This is a genomic window from Lentzea sp. (assembly GCF_036380075.1).
Taxonomy (GTDB): Bacteria; Actinomycetota; Actinomycetes; order Mycobacteriales; family Pseudonocardiaceae; genus Lentzea.
Window position 1 is genome coordinate 18,950 of sequence record NZ_DASVFL010000047.1, and the last position, 22,422, is coordinate 41,371.

At 70.0% G+C, this 22,422-nt stretch carries 28 protein-coding genes; 17 read left to right on the top strand and 11 right to left on the bottom strand.

The features are described 5' to 3' along the window. Positions 1-182 precede the first annotated feature (182 nt). The 4 genes from VF330_RS05900 to VF330_RS05915 all read left to right on the top strand — a co-directional run bounded on the left by VF330_RS05900 (position 183) and on the right by VF330_RS05915 (position 3,873). Positions 183-1,070 (top strand): SDR family oxidoreductase, encoded by an 888-nt coding sequence (locus tag VF330_RS05900; protein ID WP_330850470.1) that lies wholly within the window; start codon positions 183-185, stop codon positions 1,068-1,070. Positions 1,071-1,135: 65 nt separating this feature from the next. Continuing rightward, positions 1,136-1,762, top strand: a complete 627-nt coding sequence (locus tag VF330_RS05905) for a type IV toxin-antitoxin system AbiEi family antitoxin domain-containing protein (RefSeq protein WP_330850471.1) — start codon at positions 1,136-1,138, stop codon at positions 1,760-1,762. Beyond that, on the top strand, positions 1,759-2,661 hold the full coding sequence (locus VF330_RS05910; protein WP_330850472.1) for a nucleotidyl transferase AbiEii/AbiGii toxin family protein: 903 nt from the start codon (positions 1,759-1,761) through the stop codon (positions 2,659-2,661). Before VF330_RS05905 ends, VF330_RS05910 begins: the two co-directional genes overlap by 4 nt. 219 nt (positions 2,662-2,880) lie before the next feature. Next, positions 2,881-3,873 carry a hypothetical protein gene (locus VF330_RS05915; protein WP_330850473.1) on the top strand — a complete coding sequence of 331 codons (993 nt, stop codon included), beginning with the start codon at positions 2,881-2,883 and terminating at the stop codon, positions 3,871-3,873. 123 nt (positions 3,874-3,996) lie between these two features. Here the strand turns inward: VF330_RS05915 and VF330_RS05920 are convergent, their stop codons facing one another. Both VF330_RS05920 and VF330_RS05925 read right to left on the bottom strand, forming a co-directional pair. Next, on the bottom strand, positions 3,997-4,857 hold the full coding sequence (locus VF330_RS05920; RefSeq protein ID WP_330850474.1) for a chromosome partitioning protein ParB: 861 nt from the start codon (positions 4,855-4,857) through the stop codon (positions 3,997-3,999). Further along, positions 4,847-5,515: a metallophosphoesterase family protein gene (locus tag VF330_RS05925; protein WP_330850475.1), complete on the bottom strand. Its 669-nt coding sequence runs from the start codon at positions 5,513-5,515 to the stop codon at positions 4,847-4,849. The genes VF330_RS05920 and VF330_RS05925 overlap by 11 nt, the downstream gene beginning before the upstream one ends. A 64-nt stretch (positions 5,516-5,579) precedes the next feature. Between VF330_RS05925 and VF330_RS05930 the strand changes: the two genes are divergently transcribed. Continuing rightward, the gene (locus tag VF330_RS05930) at positions 5,580-6,659 is read left to right on the top strand and encodes a DUF2332 domain-containing protein (RefSeq protein ID WP_330850476.1); all 1,080 of its coding nucleotides are present in this window, start codon (positions 5,580-5,582) and stop codon (positions 6,657-6,659) included. Here VF330_RS05930 and VF330_RS05935 read toward each other — a convergent pair. Both VF330_RS05935 and corA read right to left on the bottom strand, forming a co-directional pair. Continuing rightward, positions 6,643-7,020: a hypothetical protein gene (locus VF330_RS05935; protein WP_330850477.1), complete on the bottom strand. Its 378-nt coding sequence runs from the start codon at positions 7,018-7,020 to the stop codon at positions 6,643-6,645. The two genes, VF330_RS05930 and VF330_RS05935, sit on opposite strands and share 17 nt — an antisense overlap. A gap of 138 nt (positions 7,021-7,158) precedes the next feature. After that, positions 7,159-8,238, bottom strand: coding sequence for a magnesium/cobalt transporter CorA (corA, locus tag VF330_RS05940; protein WP_330850478.1), 1,080 nt, complete (start codon positions 8,236-8,238; stop codon positions 7,159-7,161). Positions 8,239-8,523: 285 nt separating this feature from the next. On the opposite strand from corA, the gene VF330_RS05945 reads away from it, so the two are divergent. Both VF330_RS05945 and VF330_RS05950 read left to right on the top strand, forming a co-directional pair. After that, a complete protein-coding gene (locus VF330_RS05945) occupies positions 8,524-9,030 on the top strand; it encodes a MaoC family dehydratase (protein WP_330850479.1) in 507 nt (168 codons plus the stop codon). A 15-nt stretch (positions 9,031-9,045) separates the two neighbouring features. Next, positions 9,046-10,041: a DUF2332 domain-containing protein gene (locus VF330_RS05950; RefSeq protein WP_330850480.1), complete on the top strand. Its 996-nt coding sequence runs from the start codon at positions 9,046-9,048 to the stop codon at positions 10,039-10,041. A gap of 29 nt (positions 10,042-10,070) precedes the next feature. Here VF330_RS05950 and VF330_RS05955 read toward each other — a convergent pair whose 3' ends face one another. Then, positions 10,071-10,490 carry an NUDIX hydrolase gene (locus tag VF330_RS05955; RefSeq protein WP_330850481.1) on the bottom strand — a complete coding sequence of 140 codons (420 nt, stop codon included), beginning with the start codon at positions 10,488-10,490 and terminating at the stop codon, positions 10,071-10,073. Positions 10,491-10,624: 134 nt separating this feature from the next. Here VF330_RS05955 and VF330_RS05960 point away from each other — a divergent pair, with 134 nt between their 5' ends. The 4 genes from VF330_RS05960 (at position 10,625) to VF330_RS05975 (ending at position 12,930) form a co-directional block, all read left to right on the top strand. Then, entirely contained in the window at positions 10,625-10,783 is a 159-nt protein-coding gene (locus tag VF330_RS05960; RefSeq protein WP_167971300.1) for a hypothetical protein, read from the top strand. A gap of 63 nt (positions 10,784-10,846) precedes the next feature. Continuing rightward, on the top strand, positions 10,847-11,407 hold the full coding sequence (locus VF330_RS05965; protein ID WP_330850482.1) for a PH domain-containing protein: 561 nt from the start codon (positions 10,847-10,849) through the stop codon (positions 11,405-11,407). 36 nt (positions 11,408-11,443) lie between these two features. Further along, positions 11,444-12,304, top strand: coding sequence for a PHP domain-containing protein (locus VF330_RS05970; RefSeq protein WP_414675344.1), 861 nt, complete (start codon positions 11,444-11,446; stop codon positions 12,302-12,304). A gap of 11 nt (positions 12,305-12,315) precedes the next feature. Continuing rightward, the gene (locus tag VF330_RS05975; protein WP_330850483.1) at positions 12,316-12,930 is read left to right on the top strand and encodes a MarC family protein; all 615 of its coding nucleotides are present in this window, start codon (positions 12,316-12,318) and stop codon (positions 12,928-12,930) included. Here the strand turns inward: VF330_RS05975 and VF330_RS05980 are convergent. Continuing rightward, a complete protein-coding gene (locus VF330_RS05980) occupies positions 12,927-13,229 on the bottom strand; it encodes an ArsC/Spx/MgsR family protein (RefSeq protein ID WP_330850484.1) in 303 nt (100 codons plus the stop codon). The genes VF330_RS05975 and VF330_RS05980 overlap by 4 nt on opposite strands. A gap of 114 nt (positions 13,230-13,343) precedes the next feature. On the opposite strand from VF330_RS05980, the gene VF330_RS05985 reads away from it, so the two are divergent. From VF330_RS05985 to VF330_RS06000, 4 genes are all read left to right on the top strand, one after another. Continuing rightward, positions 13,344-14,183: a PD-(D/E)XK nuclease family protein gene (locus tag VF330_RS05985; protein WP_330850485.1), complete on the top strand. Its 840-nt coding sequence runs from the start codon at positions 13,344-13,346 to the stop codon at positions 14,181-14,183. A 32-nt stretch (positions 14,184-14,215) separates the two neighbouring features. Beyond that, the gene (locus VF330_RS05990) at positions 14,216-14,518 is read left to right on the top strand and encodes a hypothetical protein (protein ID WP_330850486.1); all 303 of its coding nucleotides are present in this window, start codon (positions 14,216-14,218) and stop codon (positions 14,516-14,518) included. Positions 14,519-14,612: 94 nt separating this feature from the next. After that, on the top strand, positions 14,613-15,950 hold the full coding sequence (locus VF330_RS05995; RefSeq protein ID WP_330850487.1) for an O-antigen ligase family protein: 1,338 nt from the start codon (positions 14,613-14,615) through the stop codon (positions 15,948-15,950). Next, positions 15,947-16,384: a hypothetical protein gene (locus VF330_RS06000; RefSeq protein ID WP_330850488.1), complete on the top strand. Its 438-nt coding sequence runs from the start codon at positions 15,947-15,949 to the stop codon at positions 16,382-16,384. The genes VF330_RS05995 and VF330_RS06000 overlap by 4 nt, the downstream gene beginning before the upstream one ends. Here the strand turns inward: VF330_RS06000 and VF330_RS06005 are convergent, their stop codons facing one another. The 3 genes from VF330_RS06005 to VF330_RS06015 are packed head-to-tail and all read right to left on the bottom strand — an operon-like array spanning position 16,385 to position 20,192. Beyond that, positions 16,385-17,263, bottom strand: coding sequence for an alpha/beta hydrolase (locus VF330_RS06005; RefSeq protein ID WP_330850489.1), 879 nt, complete (start codon positions 17,261-17,263; stop codon positions 16,385-16,387). An 8-nt stretch (positions 17,264-17,271) separates the two neighbouring features. Continuing rightward, positions 17,272-18,615 carry a hypothetical protein gene (locus VF330_RS06010; RefSeq protein ID WP_330850490.1) on the bottom strand — a complete coding sequence of 448 codons (1,344 nt, stop codon included), beginning with the start codon at positions 18,613-18,615 and terminating at the stop codon, positions 17,272-17,274. A gap of 5 nt (positions 18,616-18,620) precedes the next feature. Further along, positions 18,621-20,192: a DEAD/DEAH box helicase gene (locus VF330_RS06015; RefSeq protein ID WP_330850491.1), complete on the bottom strand. Its 1,572-nt coding sequence runs from the start codon at positions 20,190-20,192 to the stop codon at positions 18,621-18,623. A 226-nt stretch (positions 20,193-20,418) separates the two neighbouring features. Here VF330_RS06015 and VF330_RS06020 point away from each other — a divergent pair, with 226 nt between their 5' ends. Then, on the top strand, positions 20,419-21,060 hold the full coding sequence (locus VF330_RS06020) for a ferritin-like fold-containing protein (RefSeq protein ID WP_330850492.1): 642 nt from the start codon (positions 20,419-20,421) through the stop codon (positions 21,058-21,060). 43 nt (positions 21,061-21,103) lie between these two features. After that, positions 21,104-21,328, top strand: a complete 225-nt coding sequence (locus VF330_RS06025; protein WP_330850505.1) for a DUF3107 domain-containing protein — start codon at positions 21,104-21,106, stop codon at positions 21,326-21,328. Positions 21,329-21,379: 51 nt separating this feature from the next. Here the strand turns inward: VF330_RS06025 and VF330_RS06030 are convergent, their stop codons facing one another. Both VF330_RS06030 and VF330_RS06035 read right to left on the bottom strand, forming a co-directional pair. Further along, entirely contained in the window at positions 21,380-21,694 is a 315-nt protein-coding gene (locus VF330_RS06030; protein ID WP_330850493.1) for a DUF4873 domain-containing protein, read from the bottom strand. Continuing rightward, positions 21,694-22,377, bottom strand: a complete 684-nt coding sequence (locus VF330_RS06035; protein WP_330850494.1) for a TetR/AcrR family transcriptional regulator — start codon at positions 22,375-22,377, stop codon at positions 21,694-21,696. Before VF330_RS06035 ends, VF330_RS06030 begins: the two co-directional genes overlap by 1 nt. Positions 22,378-22,422: the final 45 nt, after the last annotated feature.

Consider the following 22,422-nt stretch of genomic DNA (forward strand, 5'->3'; position numbering starts at 1 on the left):
TGGGCCGATCAGTCGGGGCCAACTGCCGGGCCGAACTCGGTGCGCCATTGGGCGCTCGGCAGCGTCATCTCGACGAAACCAGGTATTCCGCCGGTTCGTTTCGTCCGCACGCTTGTCGAAGGCGGGTACGGGGCCACAGGGGGGTTCCGGAACCGCTGCCGAGTGAGGAAAGAGAGCGTGCAATGGGGATCCTGGACGGCAAAGCGGTCGTCATCACGGGGGCCGGCCGAGGACTCGGCGAAGCCTACGCGATGCACGCGGCCCTCGCGGGCGCGTCGGTGGTGGTCAACGACAACGATGGTGACCTGGCGGAACGGGTCGCGGAGCACATCAGGGGCTACGGCGGCCGCGCCGTCGCCTCGAACCACACGGTCGCCGACCCGAGCGAGGCGGCCAAGATCGTGGACCTGTGCGTCGACGAGTTCGGCCGCGTCGACGGCCTCGTGAACAACGCGGGGCTGAACTACGAGACCGCGCCGTGGGACGACGACCCCGAGACCATCAAGCACGTGGTCGAGGTGAACGTCCTCGGCGTCATCTACGTCGGAATCGCGGCCATGCGAGCGATGCGCGCGAACGGCGGCGGCTCGATCATCAACATTTCTTCCGGCGCCTCTTTTGGTCAGCGCAAGCTCGCCACCTATTCGGCGACCAAGGGCGCCGTGGCGTCGTTGAGCTACTCCTGGGCCCTCGACCTCGAGTCGGAAGGCATCCGCGTGAACGCCGTGTGCCCCGTCGCGCACACGCGGATGGTGTGGAAGTCGGAGCGTTCCCTGCGCGCCATCCCGGCGGACCGCACGCCGGGCAAGGTGGCGCCGCTGGTGCTGTTCCTGCTGTCCGACCGCGCCGAGGGCATCACCGGCCAGGTCATCCGCTGCAACGGCCGTCAGCTCCACATCGTGGGGCAGCCGTACTTCAAGCAACCGATCCTGGAGAGCGACAACTGGGACACGGCTTCCGTGGAGCGGGCGTTCACGGGCGTGCTGCAGGCGCACCTCGAACCGTACGGGTTGGAGAAGAGGATGCCTCCCCGGCTCCGTGCGCTGGTGGAGCCCTCGCAGACCGCCTGAGCCCGCAAGGGGAAAGGGGAGGCGTCGCCACGCCCTGGGCGGCGCCTCCCGTTCCGCTGTGGCGGATGGAAGTGTTGCCAGAACGACCCGGCATGGTGACACTTCTATCCATGAATGCCTTCGAGGCGTTGCCGAACACCTTCACCACGGGCCAGGCGAACAAGGCAGGCCTGCACTTCCGCCGCCTCTACCGGCTTCGCGACGAGGGTGACCTGCTGGAACTCTCCCGGGGCGTGTTCCGCAAGGCCGAGGCACCGGCGCCGACGTGGCCGGATCTGCTGGCGGTGTCGATGCGCGTGCCGTCCGCAGTCGTGTGCTGTGTGTCAGCCGCCGAGGTTCACGACCTCACCGACGAGATCCCTCGTGAGGTCCAGATCGCGGTTCCGCGTGGCAACCGACCTCCGCGCATCGGCTACCCGCCGACCGAGGTCTTCCGCTTCAGCACCTTCGAGCTCGGGATCACCGAGGTGGAGGCCGCTCCGGGTGAGGACGTGCGCATTTACGGTCCAGAAAGAACGGTCGTAGACCTGATGAGACTCCGAGGCAGGCTCGGTGAGCCGCTCGCCCTGTCCGCGCTCCGCCGGTACCTGTCGCGGCGCGGCGCACGTCCAGGAGAGGTGCTCGCGCTCGCCGGAAAGCTCGGAGTCCTGGGGGCGGTCCGTGCCGCAGTGGACGCGGTGATCGCGGAATGAGCCGACCGACCAAAGCCACGCCCGCCGGTCGCGCCTACCTGGACCTGCAGAACCAGGCGCGCAGGGAGCGACATCCGACCCAGGAACTGCAGACGCTGTACGTGCTGGAGCGATGGCTCGCTCGCCTGGCCGCATCCCCACACGCGCGTGACTTCGTGCTGAAGGGCGGAATGCTCCTCGCCGTCTTCGACGCCCGGCGGCCCACCGCCGACGCCGACCTGCTTGCCAGAAACCTCGCCAACGACGAGGCGTCCGTGGTCGCGCGCGTCGTCGAGGTGGCCGACGCCGAACTCGACGAGGACGATGGTGTCGAGTTCCTCGTCGACACGGTCACGGCGCAGTCGATCCGCGAGGACAACCTCTACGCGGGTGTGCGGATCACCATGGACTGCCGGATCGCCGCAGCGCGCGTCAAGCTCAAGTTGGACGTCAACTTCGGCGACCCGGTCACGCCGGCGCCCCAGTTGCTCGAGCTGCCTTCGCAGCGGCCGGGCGTTGCGCCGATCGCCGTGCTCGGATATCCGATCGAGACGGTCCTCGCGGAGAAGACCAGCACGGCGCTCGCGCTCGGGGAGGCGAATACGAGGGTCCGCGACTACGCCGATCTCTACACGCTGACCGGCCGACACGCCGTGTGCTGCGAGTCGGCTCGATCGGCTCTGGAGGCGACCGCTCGGCATCGTGCCGTTGATCTGCGGCCGTTGTCCGAGGCGATCGGAGACCTGGTGGCGTTGCGGCAGCGGGCTTATGCGGCGTTCAAGAAGCGTCTCGGACCGGACGGCGACCACCTGCCCGACGACTTCGGGGAAGTCGTGGCCGCCGTGATCGAGTTCGTGGACCCGCTGACCGGCGAAATTCCGCGGGACGCGTGGGATCCGGCCGCCCGCAGGTGGCTGTGAGCCGTCACCTCCAGGCCGGGTATGCCGGTGCCACCTCCGCGTACCGTTCGCCCCAGTTCGGCAGGGCGTCGTGGTGAAATGCGCGGCTCGACGTGGTCACGGAGAGTTGTATGGCTAGCAGGGCGTGCAAGCGCAGGTGGATATGCGTACCGGGTGACGTTTTCGCACGTCACACGGATGGCTGCCGACATCGTCGATGCCGCCTGTCACCATCGGGACATGGCCGAACGTAGACCCAGAGTCACCGACTGGCGACTCGTCGTGCAGTCCCGGCTGGACCGGGTCCGCGCGGATCTGGCTGCGCTCGGACCGTCCGACCCGATCGATCCCGAGGGCGACGTGTGGCGCCGCACCGCCGAGGAACAGGCGGCGGTGGTGGAGGCGATGCTGAGCGACCGCGAGCCGTGGTGGCGCATGGTGCCGTCGTGGTGGTCGGGCTGGTACATCGAACGGGCCTGGCGCGCCCTGCACGAGGCCGAGGTGGCGACGATCTCCGCGGAGCGCGGGTTCCTCGGCCGGCTGCCGGGTCTTCAGGCGCGTGTGGCGCAGTACCTGGACGACGACGATCCGCGCCGCCGCGCCCTGGAGTCGTTGCGGCCGGGGCAGTTCACGCCCGCGGTGGAGCGCGCGATCGTCGTGGACGCGCTGCGGGCCGCCTACGACAACTCGGACTTCGCGCACGCGGGCTCGCGGGCGTTGCGCAACAAGCTGATCGCCGCGTCGCTCGTCCTGTTCGTGATCAACACGGTGCTGGGCGTCGTCGGCATCGTGCGGCCGGGCATCATCCCGCTCTGCGTCGACCCGAAGGAGAACGCGCTGCCCACGGTCTGTCCCGGCGGGACCGCCAAGGCGTCCGGTGTGGACGTCTGGCTGGTGCAGGTGCTCGGGGCGTTCGGCGCGGTGCTGGCCGCCGTGGTGCTGCTCCTGCGCCGGCGGCCGTCGCTCTCGCCGTACGTGATGATCGGCTACCAGGCCCTGATCAAGATCATGCTCGGCGCGGCACTGGCGGTGGTCGGCATCCTGGCGCTGGGAGCGGGCGTGACGAGCGGGCTGATCGGCATCCCGTCGGCCGCGGCGCTGCTGCTGTGGGCGGTCATCTTCGGGTACGCGCAGCAGATCGGCACCCGGTTGCTCGACAAGTACACCGACGAGGTCCTGGACCAGGCGCGGCCGCTGCCGGAAGCGGACGGGCCGCGGGTAGCACCGCGCTGAGCCACCTGCCGTCGGTCGCGCCCGCCACACCGCTTGACCGACCCGTTCGCCGCTTGACCCCGTCCAGCCGGGCTTCACCGGTCCGAACGCGCCACCCTCACGGGCACGCCGGCGGTGAAGCGATCACCCGCGGCGCGGGTGCGACTGGGTCTCCTCCCGCACCGCGTTGATCACCTCGGCGTCCCACCGGTGCGTCCTGATCAGCCGGTACCGCTCCGCCGCCACCCACATGTAGGCCTCGGTCTCGGTGCGGTCCCCGACCATGTCCGCCTGCCGGAGCATCGCGACGACGGGCTTGTACTCGTCGGCGTACCACCGCCGCGCGATCTCCTGCCGGTCCAGGAACGACCCGGTGTCCTGCATCAGCCGGAACCCCCACGCCTCGACGTGCTCGCCGAGCTCGGCGTAGTCCCAGGGATCCGACAGCACGACCGCCGCACGAGCCTCGCCGCTCAACGGCACGCGGTCCAGGAACAGCCGCCGGTAGTCCTTCACGATCAGGTCGCCGCGGTACCGGATGCCGGAGGAGTTGATCCGCGTGACCACCTGCGTCACGTAGGCGTCGATCACCGACAGGCCCAGCGCGTGCGCGACGGACACCCGGTGGTGGCCGTCGACGATGAAGTGCAGCTCGCCGACGCGGTAGACCTCGATCGGCGGCACGCTCTCGCCCCTGCGGGCGGCCAGGGCCAGGCGCTGCCAGCGTTCGCGCACCCGGCCGGAGGTCGGGCGGAAGCGGCGGTCGAAGTCGCGGGTGCGGTCGACGCTGCCCACGATCGAGTCCAGGCGGATCGACTGGAGACCCAGGCGCTTCTCGGACACCATGCCGAGGGCGTCCACGACCTCGTGGAACGGCAGCATGATGTTCACGTCGTCGGGCTCGCGGCGCAGCCAGGCCGCGAGGCGCGACATCACCTGGCGGCGGCGGGCCCGCAGGAAGTCGTTCTCGGCGTCGGCGACGGGGAAACCGGTGTCACGTCTCATCGCGACCTCCCGAGATGTCCAGCAGCTTCTGCGGAACCACGTTGATCACGCGGGTGGAGCCCAGCTCGCGGTCCGGCCGCGGCACGCCGTGCGGGTGGATGTGGCCGTGCAGCATCAACGACGGCTGCAACCGCGAGACCAGCCCGCGGAAGCACTCGAACCCGCGGTGCGGCGCGTCGGGTTCGTCGCCGCAGCCCAACGGCGGCGAGTGGGTCAGCAGCACGTCCACGCCACGTCCGTCCCGCAGCCTGCGCCACGCCGCCAGCCGGGACACCCGGCGGGCTCGGCGGGCCTGCTGCCGTTCCGTCCACTGGTTCGGGCCCTTGTTGTAGCGGATCGAACCACCGAGGCCCGCGATGCGCAGGCCGGCGACGTCGACCACGCGTTCGTCCGCGTTCACCGCACCGGCCGGGCCCGGCCAGCGCACCGGCACTCCCGCCTTGGTCCACAGGCCGCGCACGTTCGAGTAGCCGGACAGGTCGACGTCGTGGTTGCCGGGCACGAACACCAGCGGTTTCTCCAGCGCGTTGGCCAGGAACTCCAGGTAGTCGAAGGGCAGGTCACCCGCCGCCAGCACCAGGTCCACGTCGTGGGCCTGCACCTGCGCCGTCCACAGCTGTTCGACGACCTCGTCCGCCACCGCGAGCACCCGAACCATCCCCGCAGCGTAATGAGGTTCCGCCCGGATGACGCGGGACAGTTCGCCCACTAGCGTCGGGGGTGTGCTTGCCGAGCTGTTCGCCGCGGCCGCCGAGGTGTGCCGCGACCGCAGTCCGCTCACCCACCGGCTCCTCGACGACGCCGCGGACGACCTCAGACGCGGCGGCGTCACCGCGAGGGTGATGGCGGGCTCCGAACGCGACCGCGAGGGCACCGTGCCCGGACTGCGGTTCGCGGGCGCCGTGCACCGGCTCGTGCTCGAAGGACGCGCGCAGGGCCTCGCGAGGCACTACCCGACGGTCGGCGGCCGGCCGGACCTGCCGACGTTGTGGCGGGACGCGCTGCCGGTCCTGGAGGACCACGTCGACCTGGTGAGGCAGCAGGTCCAGGCCACGGTCGTGCAGACCAACGAACCCGGCCGCAGCGCGCCCCTCTACGGCGGGCTGCTGGTCGCCGCGCAGGAGGCGGCGAAGGCGGCCGGCCGGACCGTGCCGTTCTGCGTGCGGCTGCTGGAGGTCGGGGCGAGCGGCGGGCTCAACCTGCGCCCGCACCGCGTCGGCTACCGGCTGGAGGACACCGTCCTCGGCGACCGGGACAGTCCCCTCGTCCTCGACCCGGAGTGGACGGGCAGGCCGCCCGCCGACCTCACCCACCGGCTGCGCGTCGTCGGCAGGGCCGGCTGCGACCTGCACCCGGTCGACGTGTCCACTGAGGACGGACGGCTGCACCTGAGCTCGTTCGTCTGGGCGGACCAGCTGCCGCGGTGGGACCGGCTGCGCGCCGCGCTCGACCTCGCCGCCACCGACCCCGTCGAGGTCGAGCGGTCAGCGGGACCGGAGTGGCTCGCGGGACAGCTCGCCCGCGCCGAACGGGACGTGCTCACCGTCGTGTGGCATTCCGTGGTGTGGCAGTACGTCTCGCCCGCCGACCGGGCGATGGGCCGTGCCGTGCTGGCGGACGCGGCGATGCGGGCGACGCCCACGACACCGTTGGCACTGCTGGTCTTCGAACCCCGCAGGGCCGACGACGGCTACCGGTTCGAGCTGCTGCTCAAGCTCTGGCCGGCCGGGATCTCGCTGAACCTGGGCCACGGCGCTGGCCACGGCACGCCGTTCACCTGGAGCGTCACCCCGTGGGAGTGACCACCGGGTTCACCACGAACCGGCCGTCCTGCACCTCGACGGGCAGCCGGAACTCCGCGCGGGTGCCGGCGTGCGTGTACTCGACGACGACGGCGCCGTCGCGGTAGAAACCGCGCTCCACCTGAGCTGACCGCAGGTGCTCGACGGTCGACTTCGCGACGTCCTCGCCGCCGAGCGCCAGCATCGGTTGCAACCGGTGGAAGTCGTGCGCGCGCAACGCGTCCGTCACCTCCGCGGCCAGCGCGTCCGGTGAGTCCTCACCCGGTTCCGGCCAGGCGGCGATCGACACGAAGACCATCAGCAGCCAGCCGACGGCGAACACCATGATCCAGAAGCGGATGTTGGTCAGCCGGCGGCGCACGTCAGGGCGTTCCGCTGATCAGCACGAAGACGGTGGTGATCCAGCAGAGCAGGAACGCGAGCATCCAGAAGCGGATGTTGGTGAGCAGTCTGGTCATGACGAACCTCTTCTACAACGGCAAAGCGAACGAAACCGGGACTACAGCCAGCGATTCCGGCGCAATATTCGGTAGAGGGTCAGACAGGCCACGAGGACCAGGCTCATGATCAGGGGGTAGCCGAACTTCCACTTCAGCTCGGGCATGTAGTCGAAGTTCATGCCGTACACGCCGACGACCATGGTGGGCACGGAGATGATCGCGACCCACGAGGTGATCTTGCGCATGTCGGTGTTCTGCTGCAGCGTGATCTTCGCGAGCGTCGCGTCGACCAGCGTGGTCAGCAGCTCGTCGAACGCGGTGACGCGCTCGGAGACCTCGGTGAGGTGGTCGTCGACGTCGCGGAAGAACGCCCGCACCTGCTCGGGGATGAGCGGCGTGTAGCCCTCCGCCAGGCGGCGCAACGGGTTCGCGAGCGGCATGACCGCGCGGCGCAGCTCCACGACCTCGCGCTTGAACATGTAGATCTGCTCCGCGCTCACCTCGGTGCGCGGCGCGAAGACCCGTTCCTCCATGCGGTCGATGTCGTCCTCGATGTGGTCGGTGACCTCGAGGTAGTTGTCGACCACCTGGTCGGCGATCGCGTGCATCACCGCGGCGGGGCCGATCTCCAGGCGCTCCGGGTCGGCCTCCAGCACGTGGCGCAGCTTCGACAGGCCGGAGTGGTTGCCGTGCCGCACCGTGATGACGAAGTCCTTGCCCAGGAACACCATGATCTCGCCGGACTCGACGATCTCGTTGGCGGTGTCGGGGTGCTCGTTGGTCACGTAGCGGACGGTCTTGAAGACCATGAAGAGCGTGTTGTCGTACCGCTCCAGCTTCGGGCGCTGGTGCGCGTGCACCGCGTCCTCGACGGCGAGCTCGTGCAGGCCGAACGTCTCGGCGATGCCCTCGATCTGCTCCGCGTCCGGCTCGTGCAGGCCGATCCAGACGAACCCGTCCTTGCGCTTGCGCACTTCTTTGACGGCGTCGGTGTGCGTCCACCGGCCGGGCAAGCGCTTGCCGTCCACGTACACGGCGCAGTCGACGACGTAGGCCGACAGCGGGACGGGGACGTGCGGGACGTGCCCTGCGGGGCCGCGCTGGTTTCCTCGTCCGCGGATCGAGGGCAGGCTGGGCATGGTGAGTTCCTCCAGGTACACACGCCGGCGTGGAAGTGCGAAAGCACGACGGGCGCCCTGACCGAGAACTCGAACGTTCCAGAAGGAACTAGAAGATCACCTCGGTGAGGACGCGCTTGGTACTGGCAGGGTGGGGGTCCTTGCTCATTTAGGGGTCCTCACCTCCTCGGGGCGAAGTCACTGGTGGTGGAAATCCTCACACACCGGTTGCCGAGGGTACTCCCTCCGTGTGAAGACTGTCTCCCCACCCGGGACGGATCTCGATCACACGTAGTTGGAGGCGCGGTGCAGTTCGGTCGGTACTACGAGGAGTTCGAGGTCGGCGCTGTCTACAAGCACTGGCCCGGCAAGACGGTGACGGAGTACGACGACCACCTGTTCTGCCTGCTCACCATGAATCACCACCCGCTCCACATGGACGTGAACTACGCGGAGAACACGACCGACTTCGGCAAGAACGTCGTCGTCGGCAACTACATCTACTCGCTGCTGCTGGGCATGTCCGTGCCCGACGTCTCCGGCAAGGCCATAGCGAACCTCGAGATCGAGTCGCTGCGGCACGTGAAGCCGACGTTCCACGGCGACACGATCTACGGTGAGACCGAGGTGCTCGACAAGACGCCGTCCAAGTCCAAGGACGACAGGGGCGTGGTCTACGTGGAGACTCGCGGCTACAAGCAGGACGGCACGGTCGTGTGCATCTTCAGGCGCAAGGTCATGGTGCCGAAGCAGTCCTACGGCGAGGCCCGCGGTGGCGAGCAGCCGGGACGCCCTGAACCTCTGTCCGACTGATTGTGGGGAAGTGACGTGACGTCTCTGGACCTGGCACAGCAACGTCTGCGTGCGTTCGCGGAGGAGGCGTCCGGCGTCTCCCCGCTCTACGAGCACCTCGCGTCGCGTGCCGCCGAGGATCCGGAGGTCGCCGACCTGCTGACCGCCGCCGGTGAGGACGACGCCACGGGCGAGCTCCTCCTGGCGGCGGCGCACCGGCTCGTGCAGGCCGAGCCGTTCCACCGGCTCTCGAACTACTACCCCTCGCTCGGCGGCACCTACGGCGCCGACGAGAACACCTGGCCGTTGTTCCGCGACTTCCTGCTGGAGCGCGGCGACCGCGTGAGAGCGCTCGTCGGCTCGCAGGTGATCCAGACCAACGAGGTGCGGCGCGCGGCCCTGCTCTACCCGGCGGTCGCCGCCGCGGCGAAGCAGGCGGGCGGGCCCATCGGGCTCGTGGAGGTCGCGACGACCGCGGGCCTGCTGCTCGGCCTCGACCAGTACTCGTACCGCTACCAGACCGCCGAGGCCGGCCAGGTCGTCGCCGGGCCCGCCAAGGCCGCGCTGGGCCTGCACTGCGCGCTGGAGCTCGCGCCGGGCGCCGTGCTGCCGAAGCTGCCCAAGACCGTCAAGGTGGCCGCGAAGGCGGGCATCGGCGTGGCGCCCGCCGACCTGACCGACGAGGACGCGTACGCGTGGCTGGAGGCGTGCGTCTGGGCGGACCAGCCGGAGAAGCTCCGCCTGTTCGGGGTGGCGTGCGGGGTGCTGCGCAAGAACCCGCCGCGCCTCGTCGCGGGCGACCCGGTCGCGGACCTCGCCAAGGCGGTCGAGCCGATCGACGCGCCGATCGTCGTCATCTCGAGTGGTTCTGGACTGGACCTCGTGCCCGCTTTGTCTGCTTTGGGCAGGTCAGCGTGGTGGGCGGCGCACGAGGACGGTGAGCTCCGGTTGGTCCAAGTGCGTGAATCCGAGGTCTCGACGACCACTCTCGCCACGACCGAGGCCCACGGGCAACGTCTCGTTTGGCGGTGAGGGCCTGACCCCGTTCGCGTGAACCCTGATCAGGCCTTTGGCAGGACGCCCCACCCGGAGAGCGTTTCCACAAGGCCCTCGGTCGTCTCGAGTGTGGCCAACGTCGCACTGTCGACCCAAGCGACATCCGATGCGTCGTCGCCCGCTCGGAGCACACCCGACGTGACCTGGCATTCGTAGTCGAAGATCGCGAAAACCCCGTTCGGGGCCGGTCGCTCCACGTTGCCGACGAGCCGCCCGACGGTGACGGAGAGTCCCGTCTCCTCAGCGACTTCCCTAGTCACGGCAGCACCGTCCGCCTCTCCAGACTCCACTCGTCCACCTGGGATGGACCACATGCCTTCACCAGGCGGATTGGCGCGTCGCACGAGCAGGAGTCGCCCGTTCGAGTCATGCACGATCGCTCCGACACAACGGATGGTGCGTTCATTGCGGGCCGTCACGATCACGAAGCGTAGTCACACCGGAACGGCGGTGCTGTCCGTTGCCCCGGCTGCGGTACAAATCTCCCAAGGTGCTGAATCGTGCTGTACAACGGTCACGAACGGCGCCAAACGGGTGCGACGCGGACGGGGTGGACACCGTGAACTTGAAGAAGATTCTCACTTTCGCTGGAATCGCCTTGCTGCTCTTCTTCCTCATCGCGGAGCCCCAGCAGGCGGCCCAGCTGGTGACCAACATCCTCAACTCGCTGCGAACTGCGGCTGAGGCCCTGATCACCTTCGTGCGACAATTGTTCTAGTCCCCGGTGGCGAACCGGGGCAGGGACAGGGCACTGGCTGGCACCAGAAAGGGCTGGTAGCGCATGTTCGCACCACGTGATCCGGACGACTACCTGCTGTCGAGCGAGCGTCGGGTCATCCGGGTGCGCAGGCACTGGTCCTACCTGATCTGGGACGTCCTGGAGGCGGCGGCACTGCTCGCCGGCTTCATGATGATCTCGTACCTCGCCCCGGCCGACGCCGGGCTGATCCAGAACCTGCTGTGGTACGGGGCGTTGATCGTCCTGCTGCGGCTCTCGTACTTCATCATCGAGTGGTGGGTCGAGCGCATCGTCGTGACCGACAAGCGGTTCATGCTGACGTCGGGCGTCTTCGAGACCAAGGTCGCGATGATGCCCATCAGCAAGGTCACCGACCTCACCTACGAGCGCACCGTCGGCGGACGCATGTTCGGCTACGGCACGCTCATCGTGGAGTCGGCGGGTCAGATCCAGGCGCTGAACCGCCTGGAGTTCCTGCCGGACCCCGAAGAGGTGTACGACGCCATCTCGGAGCTGACCTTCGGCGACAAGAAGGCGCAGGCCGAACGCTTCTCGATGATCAAGGCGCAGCGGGCCGCGCGCGGCAAGAAGATGGTCCCGTAGCGGAGCCCGGTTGCCACGTCGTCCACACTGGACGACGTGGTCATCGATCTGCACACCCATTCGTCCGAGTCCGACGGCACCGACAGTCCAGCGGATCTGGTGAGAGCCGCGGCGCTGGCCGGGCTCGACGCGGTGGCGATCACGGACCACGACACCGCCGCCGGCTGGGCGGAGGCCGAGGCGGCACTGCCCCCCGGCCTGCGGCTCGTCCGCGGAGCGGAACTGTCGTGCTCGTCGGCTGACGGCTACGGCCGCACCATCACCGTTCATCTCCTGGCGTACCTCTACGACCCGACGCACGCCATGTTGATGAAGGAGCAGTCCCGCCTGCGCGAGGAGCGGCGGCACCGGCTGCAGAAGATGGCCGAGATGATGCAGGCCGACGGCTTCCCGATCGACCCGGTCGACCTGATGTCCCGCCTGCCGTTCGACGCGCCGGCCGGACGCCCGCACCTCGCCCAGGCGCTGATCCGCGCCGGCGTCGTGTCGTCCGTCGATGAGGCGTTCGCAACGTTCCTGACCGGCGGCCAGTACTACGTGGGCCGCACGGACACGCCCGTCGAGCGCGCGATCGAGATGATCACCGAGGCCGGCGGCGTCACCGTGCTCGCGCACCCGTTCGCCCGCTCCCGCGGCCCGGTCGTGGCGCCGTCCGTCCTGAGCTCGCTGGCCTCGCTGGGCCTGGCCGGCGTCGAGGTCGACCACCCGGACCACGACCTGGAGACCCGCGCCGCCCTGCGGTCGCTGGCCGCCGACCTCGGCCTGATCGTCACCGGGTCGAGTGACTACCACGGCACGAACAAGACGGTCCGGCTCGGCGCGGAGACGACGGCGCCCGAGATGCTGGATGCTCTGGCCGCGAGGGCGACGGGCGCCGAGATCCTCGTCGGAACATAGGCGGTGGCACCGTGTTCAACGTGCGGCTCTTCATCGAGGCCTCCATCACGCTGCTGGTGATCATGGACCCGCCCGGCACCGTGCCGGTCTTCCTGGGATTGGTCGGCCGCAAGTCGCGGGACGCGCGCAAACGCGCCGCGCGGCAGGGCGTGCTGGTGTCGTTCCTGGTGATCACGCTGTTCGCGGTGGCGGGCAACTCGATCCTCGCGTACATGCACATCGGCATCCCCGCCCTGCAGGGCGCGGGCGGGCTGCTGCTGTTGCTGATCGCGCTCGACCTGCTGACCGGCAAGGGCGCGACGAACCACCCCGAGGTCGAGGACGTCAACATCGCCCTCGTGCCCCTGGGCACGCCGCTGCTGGCCGGTCCGGGCGCCATCGCCGCGACGATCGTGTTCGTCCGCCAGGCCGACGGCGCCCTCGGCTCCTACCTGGCCCTGGCCGCGGCGATCGTGGCCGTGCACCTCGTGCTGCTGGGGACGCTGCGGTCCGCAGGTCTGCTGATCAAGGTGTTCAAGGAGAGCGGGATCCTGCTGATGGCCAAGATCGCCGGTCTGCTGCTCGCCGCGATCGCCGTGCAACTCGTGGCGTCGTCGGTGCAGGGGTTCATCACCTCCGGCGTCTAGCGCTCGATGTGCGCGCTGTCGCCGTCGATGATGATCGGGCGCTCGATCAGGCTCGGGTTCGCGACCATGTGCTCGATCCACCGGGCGCGGTCGTGTTCCAGCGCCGCGGGGTAGGCCGGTTCCTTCGTGCGCGCGATCTCCCACGGCTCTTTGCCGAGCTTGGTGAGGACGTCGTCGAGCTCCTCCGCCGTGGGGGCGTCGTCGAGGTAGCGCCGTTCGGTGTAGTCGACGCCTTCGTCGTCGAGGCGCTGCTTGGCGGCGCGGCTCTTCGAACAGCGGGGGTTGTGCCAGATCTCCATTTCCGGAATGTAGCGAGTTCGCGTCGGTCGTCCGGTCAACCGCCGGCGAACTCGCCGCCATCTGCGGAGCAGGGGCATCGAACACTGTCGGGGGTGCTGAGTAACTTGAACGGGGTGGAACAACTCGGCTTCGACTTCGGTGCGGCAGCACCCCGCCGGCTGGTGCGCGTCACGCCCGCGAAGCTCTCGACGTGGACGGACTGCCCGCGCCGCTACCGCATGGCGTACCTCGACCGCCCGTCGCCACCGCGGGGCGGAGCCTGGGCGCACAACACGCTCGGCGCCGTCGTCCACAACGCGCTGAAGGCCCTCTTCGACCTGCCCGCCGACCGCCGCACCCCCGACCAGGCCGTGGCGCTGGTGAACAGGCAGTGGAAGTCCGAGGGCTTCCGCGACGTCGACCAGGCCACCGAGTACCGCACGCGCGCCTGCGGCTGGGTCCACGAGTACGTCTCGGCGCTGGACGTCGACTTCGAGCCGCTGGGCGTCGAACGCTGGGTGTCGTCCCCGACCGAGCGCATCGTCGCCGAGGGCCGGGTCGACCGCATCGACTTCCGCGACGGCGAACTGGTGATCGTCGACTACAAGACCGGCCGCCACGTCCTGACCTCCGACGACGCCCGAGGCTCCCAGGCACTGGCGCTGTACGCCCTGGCTGCCCGCCGGACGCTGCGCAAGCCGTGCCGCCGAGTCGAGCTGCACCACCTGCCGTCCGGCTCGGTCGCGGTCTGGGAGCACACGGAGGAGTCGCTCGCCAGGCACGTCCGCCGCGCCGAGGAGGCCGCCGACGAGATCGACCTGGCGTCGGAGACGCTGAAGGCGGGCGGCGACCAGGAGGTCCTGTTCCCGCCGGTCACGGGCCGGCAGTGCCAGTGGTGCGACTTCCGCCGCAGCTGCCCGGAGGGCCAGGCCGCCGCGCCCTCCCTCGAACCGTGGGACCTGCTGGCTCCCTAGTGTTCAGGGCAGCCGTCGGTAGGGTGGCACGCGTGGAAGTGGAAGCAGCGAAGCGGCAGTCGCGGACCTACGGAATCCTGCGCGCCGTGAGCGGCGTGCTGGCGGTGGGCCTGGTGCTGCTGGCACTGGGCAACATCGGCGTCCAGTTCTACGCGAACTCCCGCGACCTCCCCGGCCCCGGCACGCTCTCGGTCGTCGCCCACGTCGTGGCCGCGGTGGTGGCGGTGGGCCTGCAGATCGTGGCGGACCGGTACGCGGACTGGCGGGCGCCGGTCTCGTCGTTCGCCGTGCTGGTGGCGGCCGGCCTGACCCTGTGGTTCTTCTGGTGGGCCTAGCGTTCGCGTCAGCGCTGAGCTGACCGGCTGACTCACCCTTCCGTCGCGCCCCTCCGTCACCTACTGTGTGCTCTCGATCCGCTTGGGGAGGCGGATGGGGACCTCGTGGGGGAAGTCGATGGTCGTGGGGGATGTCGTTGGCGCGCGCCGGGAATCGGTCGCGTTGCCTCTTCCGGTGTTGCTGGTGCTGGCGGCGTTCGCGGCCGCCGTGGTCGCCCAGGGCGGGTACTACCTGCCGGGACGGGTGCTGTCGGGGCTGATGGTGGGCGCCGCCGTGGTGCTGGCGCGACCTCGTCCCGGGCTGCTCGCGGCATTCGGCGGGGCGTTCGCCGTGTGGGCCGTCGTGCGGGGGCTGCTCGAAGGCGACGTGCTGTCCGCGGTGCCGGCCGCGGCCGCTGCCGGGGTGTTCGTCGGGTCCGTTCTCGTTGTGGCGCAGGCTGATCGCGAGCAGCGGGAGATGCTCGGCACGGTCGTCACCGGGGTCGCCGCACTGGTCGGGCTGACCGGGTGGGTGGCCGTCGTGTTCCGCATCCCGTCGTGGACGACGGTCGCGGAGGGGTTGCTGCGCGCCGCGTCGACGTTGACCTACCCGAACGCCGCCGCCGCGGTGATGTCCGCGGCTGTGGTGCTGTCACTGGTGTTGCGGCCGTCGTTGCTCACGGCGGGCACGGGTTTTCTGCTGTGCACGGGAATCGGCGCGACGATGAGCCGCGCCGCCGTGATCGCGCTGGCGGCGGGCTTGCTGGTGCTGGGCCTGTGCTGGAGCTGGCAGAAGATGGCCGCCGCGGTCACGCCGCCGGTGCTCGGCGCGGTGGTCGCGCTGGCCGCGTTGCTGCCGTCGATGCGGGTCGCCGACGAACCGCGGCCGGTGCTCGCCGGTGCCGGACTGGTCGCGGGAGCGGCGGTGGCGCTGGGATTGCGCAGGCTGGGCCGGTTCGCCGTGCCGGTCGCGCTGCTGCTCGTGGCCGGTGGCGGGGTGGCGGCGTTCGCCTTCGCGGACCGGCTCGCCACGCGGGTGTCGTTCAGCTCACCGGACCGCGCCGGGGCCACCGGGGCGGCGCTGGAACTCGTGTCGCGCACGCCGTTGCTGGGCGTCGGGCCCGGAAACGGATCTTTTTTCTTCCAGCGGGGCAACGAAGGCACCCGCGTCATGCGTTACGTGCACAACGAGTACCTCCAGGTGCTCGTGGAGCTGGGGGCGGTCGGGCTGGTGCTGGTGCTGGCGGTCGTCGCCGCCGTGCTGCTCGGCCTGTGGCGGGGACGCGGGACCGGGCTGTGGCCGGGAGCGGTGGCGGCGGTCGTCGTCCTGCTGGTGCACAGCGGGTTCGACTTCCTGTGGCACCTGCCCGTCGTGCTCGTCGTCGCCGGTCTCTGCGCCGGTCTGGGGTTTCCGTCCACACGGGACGGAGTGGTTGAGGGGGTTGAGGGATGAAGAAGTTCTCCGGGGGCAAGACGCTGGCGGTCGTCGCCGTCGCGGGCGGCGCGGTCCTCGCGTCCATCGCGCCGGTCATGGCCGACGTGAGCGCGCAGTCGCCTTCGCTGGGCCTCGTCCGGGTCGAGACGCCCGTGAAGTGGAAGTCGCTGGGCGCCGTGCTCGAGGTTCCGGTGACGTACACGTGCCCGGTGGGCACCCAGTCGCCCTACCTCCAGGTGAACGTCACGCAGTCCGTGCTGGGCGGCATCGCGTCGGGCAACGCCTACCGCGACAACCTGAACTGCACGGGCGGCTTCGAGACCGTCACGCTCAACGTGACGGCGGAGAGCCGTTCGTTCAGCCTGCTCACGCCCGCCTTCGCGAAGGCGGACCTGCGCGGCTACCCGAACGTGAGCGCGCGCGACGAGCGCGAGGTCCGGGTCGGTCTGTAGTCAGGAGGTCAGCCAGGCTCGCCACGTCGGGAGCAGGGTGGCCATGAGCTCGTGCGGTGCTTCGGTGTTCGGGGAGTGCATCACGCCGGGGAGCACCGCGAAGTCGGCGTCCAGCCGCTCGGCCATGTCGCGCTGAGCGGCTGGGCTCCACGCGTCGTCCGAGTCGCCGCACACCACCAGGCACGGGGTGCCGGACGACCGCAGCGCGCGGGCCAGCTTCGCCACCTGGTCGGGTTCGTGGCGCAGACCGTTGCCCATGCCGAGCAACGCCGCGGCGGGCGACCTGAGGAACCGGGCGCGGTAGAAGTCCTTCAGCTCCTGCGGAAGCGCGGCCCACGCCGGGTTCTGCGACGACCGCAGCTCGTTCAGCTTCTGCGTGCCCTCGACGCCCTGCTCGGCCAGCACGTGCTCGCCGACCTCCAGCACCGTGCGGCGTTCACCGGCGGGCAGCTCCGCCGGACCCGACGACATGAGCGTCAGGCCGGCGACCGGGGCGCCCGCGAACACCGCGGCCCGCGCCACCAGACCACCGTAGGAGTGGCCCAGCAGCAGGACCTTGCGGCCGTCCGCGGCCATCTTCCCGATCAGCTCCGCGAGCACCGACCCCAGCGGTCCCGGCCGGTAGAGCGCCTCGTCGTCCGGGCCAGGCGAGTCCTGCTGGCCCGGCAGGTCGATCGCGACGACCTCGAAACCTGCGTCCGCGACGAGGTCGATGATCGGCGCGAAGTCCTCTTTGGACCCGGTGTAGCCGGGGACCAGCAGCACCGTCGTGCGCAACGCGTCGTCGCCCAGCGCGGGCGCGCGCAACGCGGCGATCGTGCCGTGACGGCCCGGGAGGTCGACGCGTTGCGCCCGGTGCGGGCTGATCTGCGAGTGCACGGAACGAACTATCGCAGCGCGACCAGGGTTTCGCCACGCTGCTCGAGCACGACGGGACCCGCTGTGGCGAGTTGCACAGGGCCCGTGTGGCCCTCGCGGTTCACCTTGATCGTGCCCACCACGGCACCGGTGGCCTGCTCGTACACCCGCAGACCCTCCTGCACCGGGATGACCGCGCGGCCCGCGAGCGTCGTACCGGCACCCAGCGCGCCGTCGGCGGTCCACAGTGGAGTGAGCGTGTCCTGCGACAGCGCGAACGTCTTCGAGCCGGAGAACCAGAAGACGTTCGTCTTCGTCGAGAACGTGCGCGCCACGTGGTTGGGCGGGTCGGTGAAGTCGGACGACGGGATGTCCAGCGGGACGTCGCTGACCTGCGCGCCGGTCTCCCCGTCGAACACGAGCAGCCGGGCCGGGTCGGGCACGGCGACCGCGACGAGCTTCTCCGTCACGGCCACGACCTGCGCGTTCTTCGCGCCGGTCAGGACGCTCGCGAACACCTTCGGCTCGTCGGACTTGTCCGGGTTCGGCTTGATGACCGACACCCGGTCGAAGGCGTCGTCGGGGCAGCGCTCGACCATCGCGAACCGGCCGGACGTCACCGCGACCGAACCGTAGGTGCAGCCGACGCGCGGCTGTTTGCCGGGGTTGACGATCGCGCGCAGGGCGCCGTACTCGAGCGACTTCACCAGGTCGTCGCGCCGGTAGACCTCGAGGTACTTCGACCCGGTCGTGATGAGGTGCGAGCCCTCGTTGAGCAGTGCCGTGCCCGGTTCCGCGTCGCCGTTGCGCTGAGCCCGCCGCTCGCCGGTCACGCCGTCGAGCGACGTGAGTTCCGAGCAGTTCGTGCCCTTCGAGTACAGGGCCATCGCGCGGCCCCAGCCCGAGCTCACCACGCACAGCGGCAGGTCGCGCGAGTACGTCCACCGCACGTCACCCGTCAGGGGGTCGCGGCCGTCGACCGCGCCGCCGTCGCCGGTGACGACCGTCGACGGCTTCTCCTCGCCGGTCTGCGGCGACGGCGTCAGCACGACCACGGGGGACTGCGTCGCGCCGCTCTTCGCGCGCCACACCTCGGCGAGCGACGGGGGCAGCGCTGTCACCTCGGGCAGCTGGTCCCACGACGACGGCCCGGTGACCGACGTCGTGGCACGAGCATCGCTGAACGCCCAGGTCAGGACGGACGCGAGCAGTGCGACGACGGCGATCACCGCGACCGCGACGAAGTCGGCGCGGGTGCGCCAGGACCGGGCGGGAGGGCGTTCCCCGACGGGCCCGTCATCGGACGCTGCTGCGTGCGCGGGCTCGTCGAGGACGTCCTCGACGTCGGTGACGTCGGAACCGGGGGACGACATGGTGATCAGTCTGCCGAAGGAGCGGCCTGTTCGGCAGAGGTTCGACGACGACGGCGCCGGCGCGGCTTGTCGGAGGCCTGCTTGTCGGCCGGCTCGGACGTGGCCGCCTCGGCCTGCTGACCCTCCTGCGTCACGCCGGCCCGGCTGCGCGTGCGCGACCGGGAGCGCTTCGGACGGGTCTCCTCGTTCGACTCCGGGGCCTGCTCGGCGCCACCGGGCCCGGAGCCCGTGCGACGACGGCGCTTGCGCTTGCCGGCGTCGAGGTTCTCCTCCTCCTCGGCGTCGAGACCTGCGCGGGTGCGGTGGCTCAGCGGCAGCCTGCCCGTCGAACCGGACGGGATGCCCAGGTCGTTGAACAGGTGCTCCGACGTGGAGTAGGTCTCGACCGGCAGCGGCTGGCCGAGGCCGAGCAGCTCGTCGACGACCTGCCAGCGGTGCGTCTCGTCCCAGTCGACGAACGTGATCGCGACACCCGTGCGCCCGGCGCGGCCCGTGCGTCCGATGCGGTGGACGTAGGTCTTCTCGTCCTCGGGGCACTGGTAGTTGATGACGTGCGTCACGTCGTCGATGTCGATGCCGCGCGCGGCGACGTCGGTGGCGACGAGCACGTCGACCTTGCCGTTGCGGAACGCCCGCAGCGCCTTCTCGCGCGCGCCCTGGCCCAGGTCGCCGTGCACGGCGGCCGCGGCGAACCCGCGCTCGGTCAGGTCGTCGGCGACCTTCTGCGCGGTCCGCTTGGTGCGCGCGAAGACCATCGTGAGGCCGCGGTCGCGGGCCTGCAGGGCGCGGGCCAGCATCTCCGGCTTGTCCATCGAGTGCGCGCGGTAGACGAACTGCGAGGTGTTCTCGTGCGTCTGGCCGGCGTCGTTCTCCTCGGCGCGGATGTGCGTCGGCTGCGTGAGGAACGTGCGGGCGAGCGTGATGATCGGGCCCGGCATGGTCGCGCTGAACAGCATCGTCTGCCGCTCGTCGGGAACCATGTTCAGGATGCGCTCGATGTCGGGCAGGAAGCCCAGGTCGAGCATCTCGTCGGCCTCGTCCAGCACCAGCATGCGGACCTTGCCGAGCACCAGGTGGCGCTGCTCGGCCAGGTCGAGCAGGCGGCCGGGCGTGCCGATGACGACGTCGACGCCCTTGCGCAGCTGCGCGATCTGCCGCTCGTAGGGGATGCCGCCGTAGATCGCGGCGACCTTCAGGTCGAGGTGCTTCGACGCGTCCGTGAGGTCGTGCGACACCTGGAGGCACAGCTCACGGGTGGGGACGACCACGAGGGCCTGCGGGGTACCGTCGCCGGGCGTCTCCACGCGGTGCAGCAGCGGCACGCCGAACCCGAGGGTCTTGCCGGTGCCGGTGCGCGCCTGGCCGATGACGTCGTCGCCGGCGAGGGCGATCGGGAGCGTCAGCTGCTGGATGGCGAACGTGCGCTCGATGCCGGCCTCGCTGAGCGCCTTGACGATCTCCTCGCGCACGCCCAGCTCGGCGAACGTGGGGGCCTCGGTCTCCACCGGGGCGTCCGCCTGCAGCGGGTGCGACGTGTCTTCCTCGGGAACTCCGGCCTCGCTGTGCTCCAGCTCCACCGGGTCCAGATGTGCTTCTACTTCAGCGGTCAGGGTGATCAGCCTCTCTCGTACCAAGCGCGTACGAGCCCTGCCGGGCCTCTCGACCGCGCTCTGTGGAGCAGCTGCGGGAAAGGTGTACGCGCACCATTTCGTGCGCCTCGCGGCGGTTCGTCACACTCGTCACGCCGGGCGACCAGGGCCATTCTACCTGCCCAGACGCATTTGACCACTAGGCTCTGTAGTCATGGGTGTTGCGGAGGGTGTTGTCGATCTTCTGGGAGCGCTTGCATATGGCGAGCTCTCGGCGTTCGACCGCATGACAGAGGACTCGCGTTCGGCGCCGACGCTGGCGGGCCGCGCCGCGCTGGCGCAGATGGCCGCCGCGGAGATCGGTCACTTCACACTGCTGCAGAAGCACCTCGCGACCGAGGGCATCGCCGTCGAGGACGCGATGGACCCGTTCGTGAAGGGCTTCGACGCGTTCCACGAGTCGACGAGCCCCAAGTCGTGGCTCGAGTCGCTCGTGAAGGCGTACGTGGGCGACGGGCTCGCGGCCGACTTCTACCGCGAGATCGCGGAGTGGCTCGACGAGCCGACCAAGGAGCTGGTGCTCCACGTGCTCGCCGACACGGGCCACTCGGCGTTCGCTGAGCGCGAAGTCCAGGCCGCCGTCGAGGCCGATCCGCGGGTCCGCGACCGGCTCGCGCTGTGGGGCCGCCGGCTGCTCGGAGAGGCGTTGACGCAGGCCCAGTACGTGGTGGCGGAGCGGGACGGGCTCTCCGAACTGATCATCAGGGGGTCCGGGGACCTCGCCGGGATCGGGCAGCTGTTCCGCCGTCTCCAGCAGTCGCACGCGCGGCGCATGACGCAGCTGGGTCTGGGCTAGGTAGGCTCGGCCGTAGATTTTTCTCTTGAGCACGGAGGTCAGCGTGGAGGTCAGGATCGGCGTCGCGGACAGCCCGCGGGAACTCGTCGTGACCGTGGAGGCCAACCCGTCCGAGGTCGAGGCGCAGGTGGCCGACGCGGTGTCCGGCAAGGCCAGCGTGCTGTCGCTGGTGGACGTCAAGGGTGCGCGGTTCGTCGTGCCCGCTGGCCGCGTCGCGTACGTGGAGATCGGCCCGCAGGACTCGCGCAGGGTCGGGTTCGGCGCCTGAGGTCGTGAAACGAGAAAGCCCCGGCCACCACTGGCCGGGGCTTTCTCGCGTTCAGCGCTCGACGGGTTCCTCGATCTTGTACGGCGGCGTCGAGGTGCCGCCGACCCGGTAGCGGCCCCACGGGTCCTGGTCGGTCAGTGTGCCCTGCGCCTCACCGGTCGGGGTGCGCAGAGACGCCGTGCGCGCGCCGCCCTCGACACGGGTCGTGACCTCGTCGTTCTTCTTCACCCGGCCGTACCAGTGGTAGCGGCCGTCGATCGGCTGGAAGTAGCCGCGCAGCTCGACCTCGACCGCGACCTCGTCGGTGCCGAAGACGAGGGTCGCCGGACCCGAGTAGCCCTCTTCGTCGTGCTCGTGCTCGCTCATCAGTCCACCAATCGCAGCGGGGTGAGGGGCATTTCCGGGTCTGCCTGGACGCCGGCCGAGCGCAGCAGCCCGTCGATGGCGTGCCAGATGATCGTGGCGAGGTAGTCGCTCAGGTTCTCGCGGGACATGGTCTGGCGGTCGAGCCACCAGTCGCCCGCGTTCTGCACCATGCCGACGAGCGCGTGCGCCCACGGCTCGGCGCCACCGGAGTCCATGTCGAACGCGCGCAGGTAGTCGCCGAGGATGCGGGCAAGGGTCGTCGCGATGAGGTTCTTGTCCTCGGCCACGACGTCCTTCTCGACCGGGCGGTCGACGAACGACCCCTTCACGACGAACCGGTAGAGGTTCGGGTTCTCCTCGATGACCGACAGGTAGGCGTCGACGATGCCTTCGATGCGGCCGCGGATCGGGCCCTCGGCGAGCAGCGCGGGACCCATCCGGTCCATCAGCAGCTCGGTGGCCTTCTGGCCGACCGCCAGGTACAGGTCGGACTTGTCGGTGAAGTGCCGGTAGAGCACGGGCTTGCTGACGCCCGCCTCCGCGGCCACGTCCTCCATGCCGACGTCGGGGCCCTTCCTGGCCACGGCGGCGATCGTGGCCTCCACGAACTCCGCCCTGCGCTGCTCGCGATGACCCTTCCACCGCTCACGTCGCGCGTCCGGCCCCTTGACAGTGCGTGCCATGTGACGCACGCTACCAGAAGTAACCGTTACCTCAAGTAACACTTA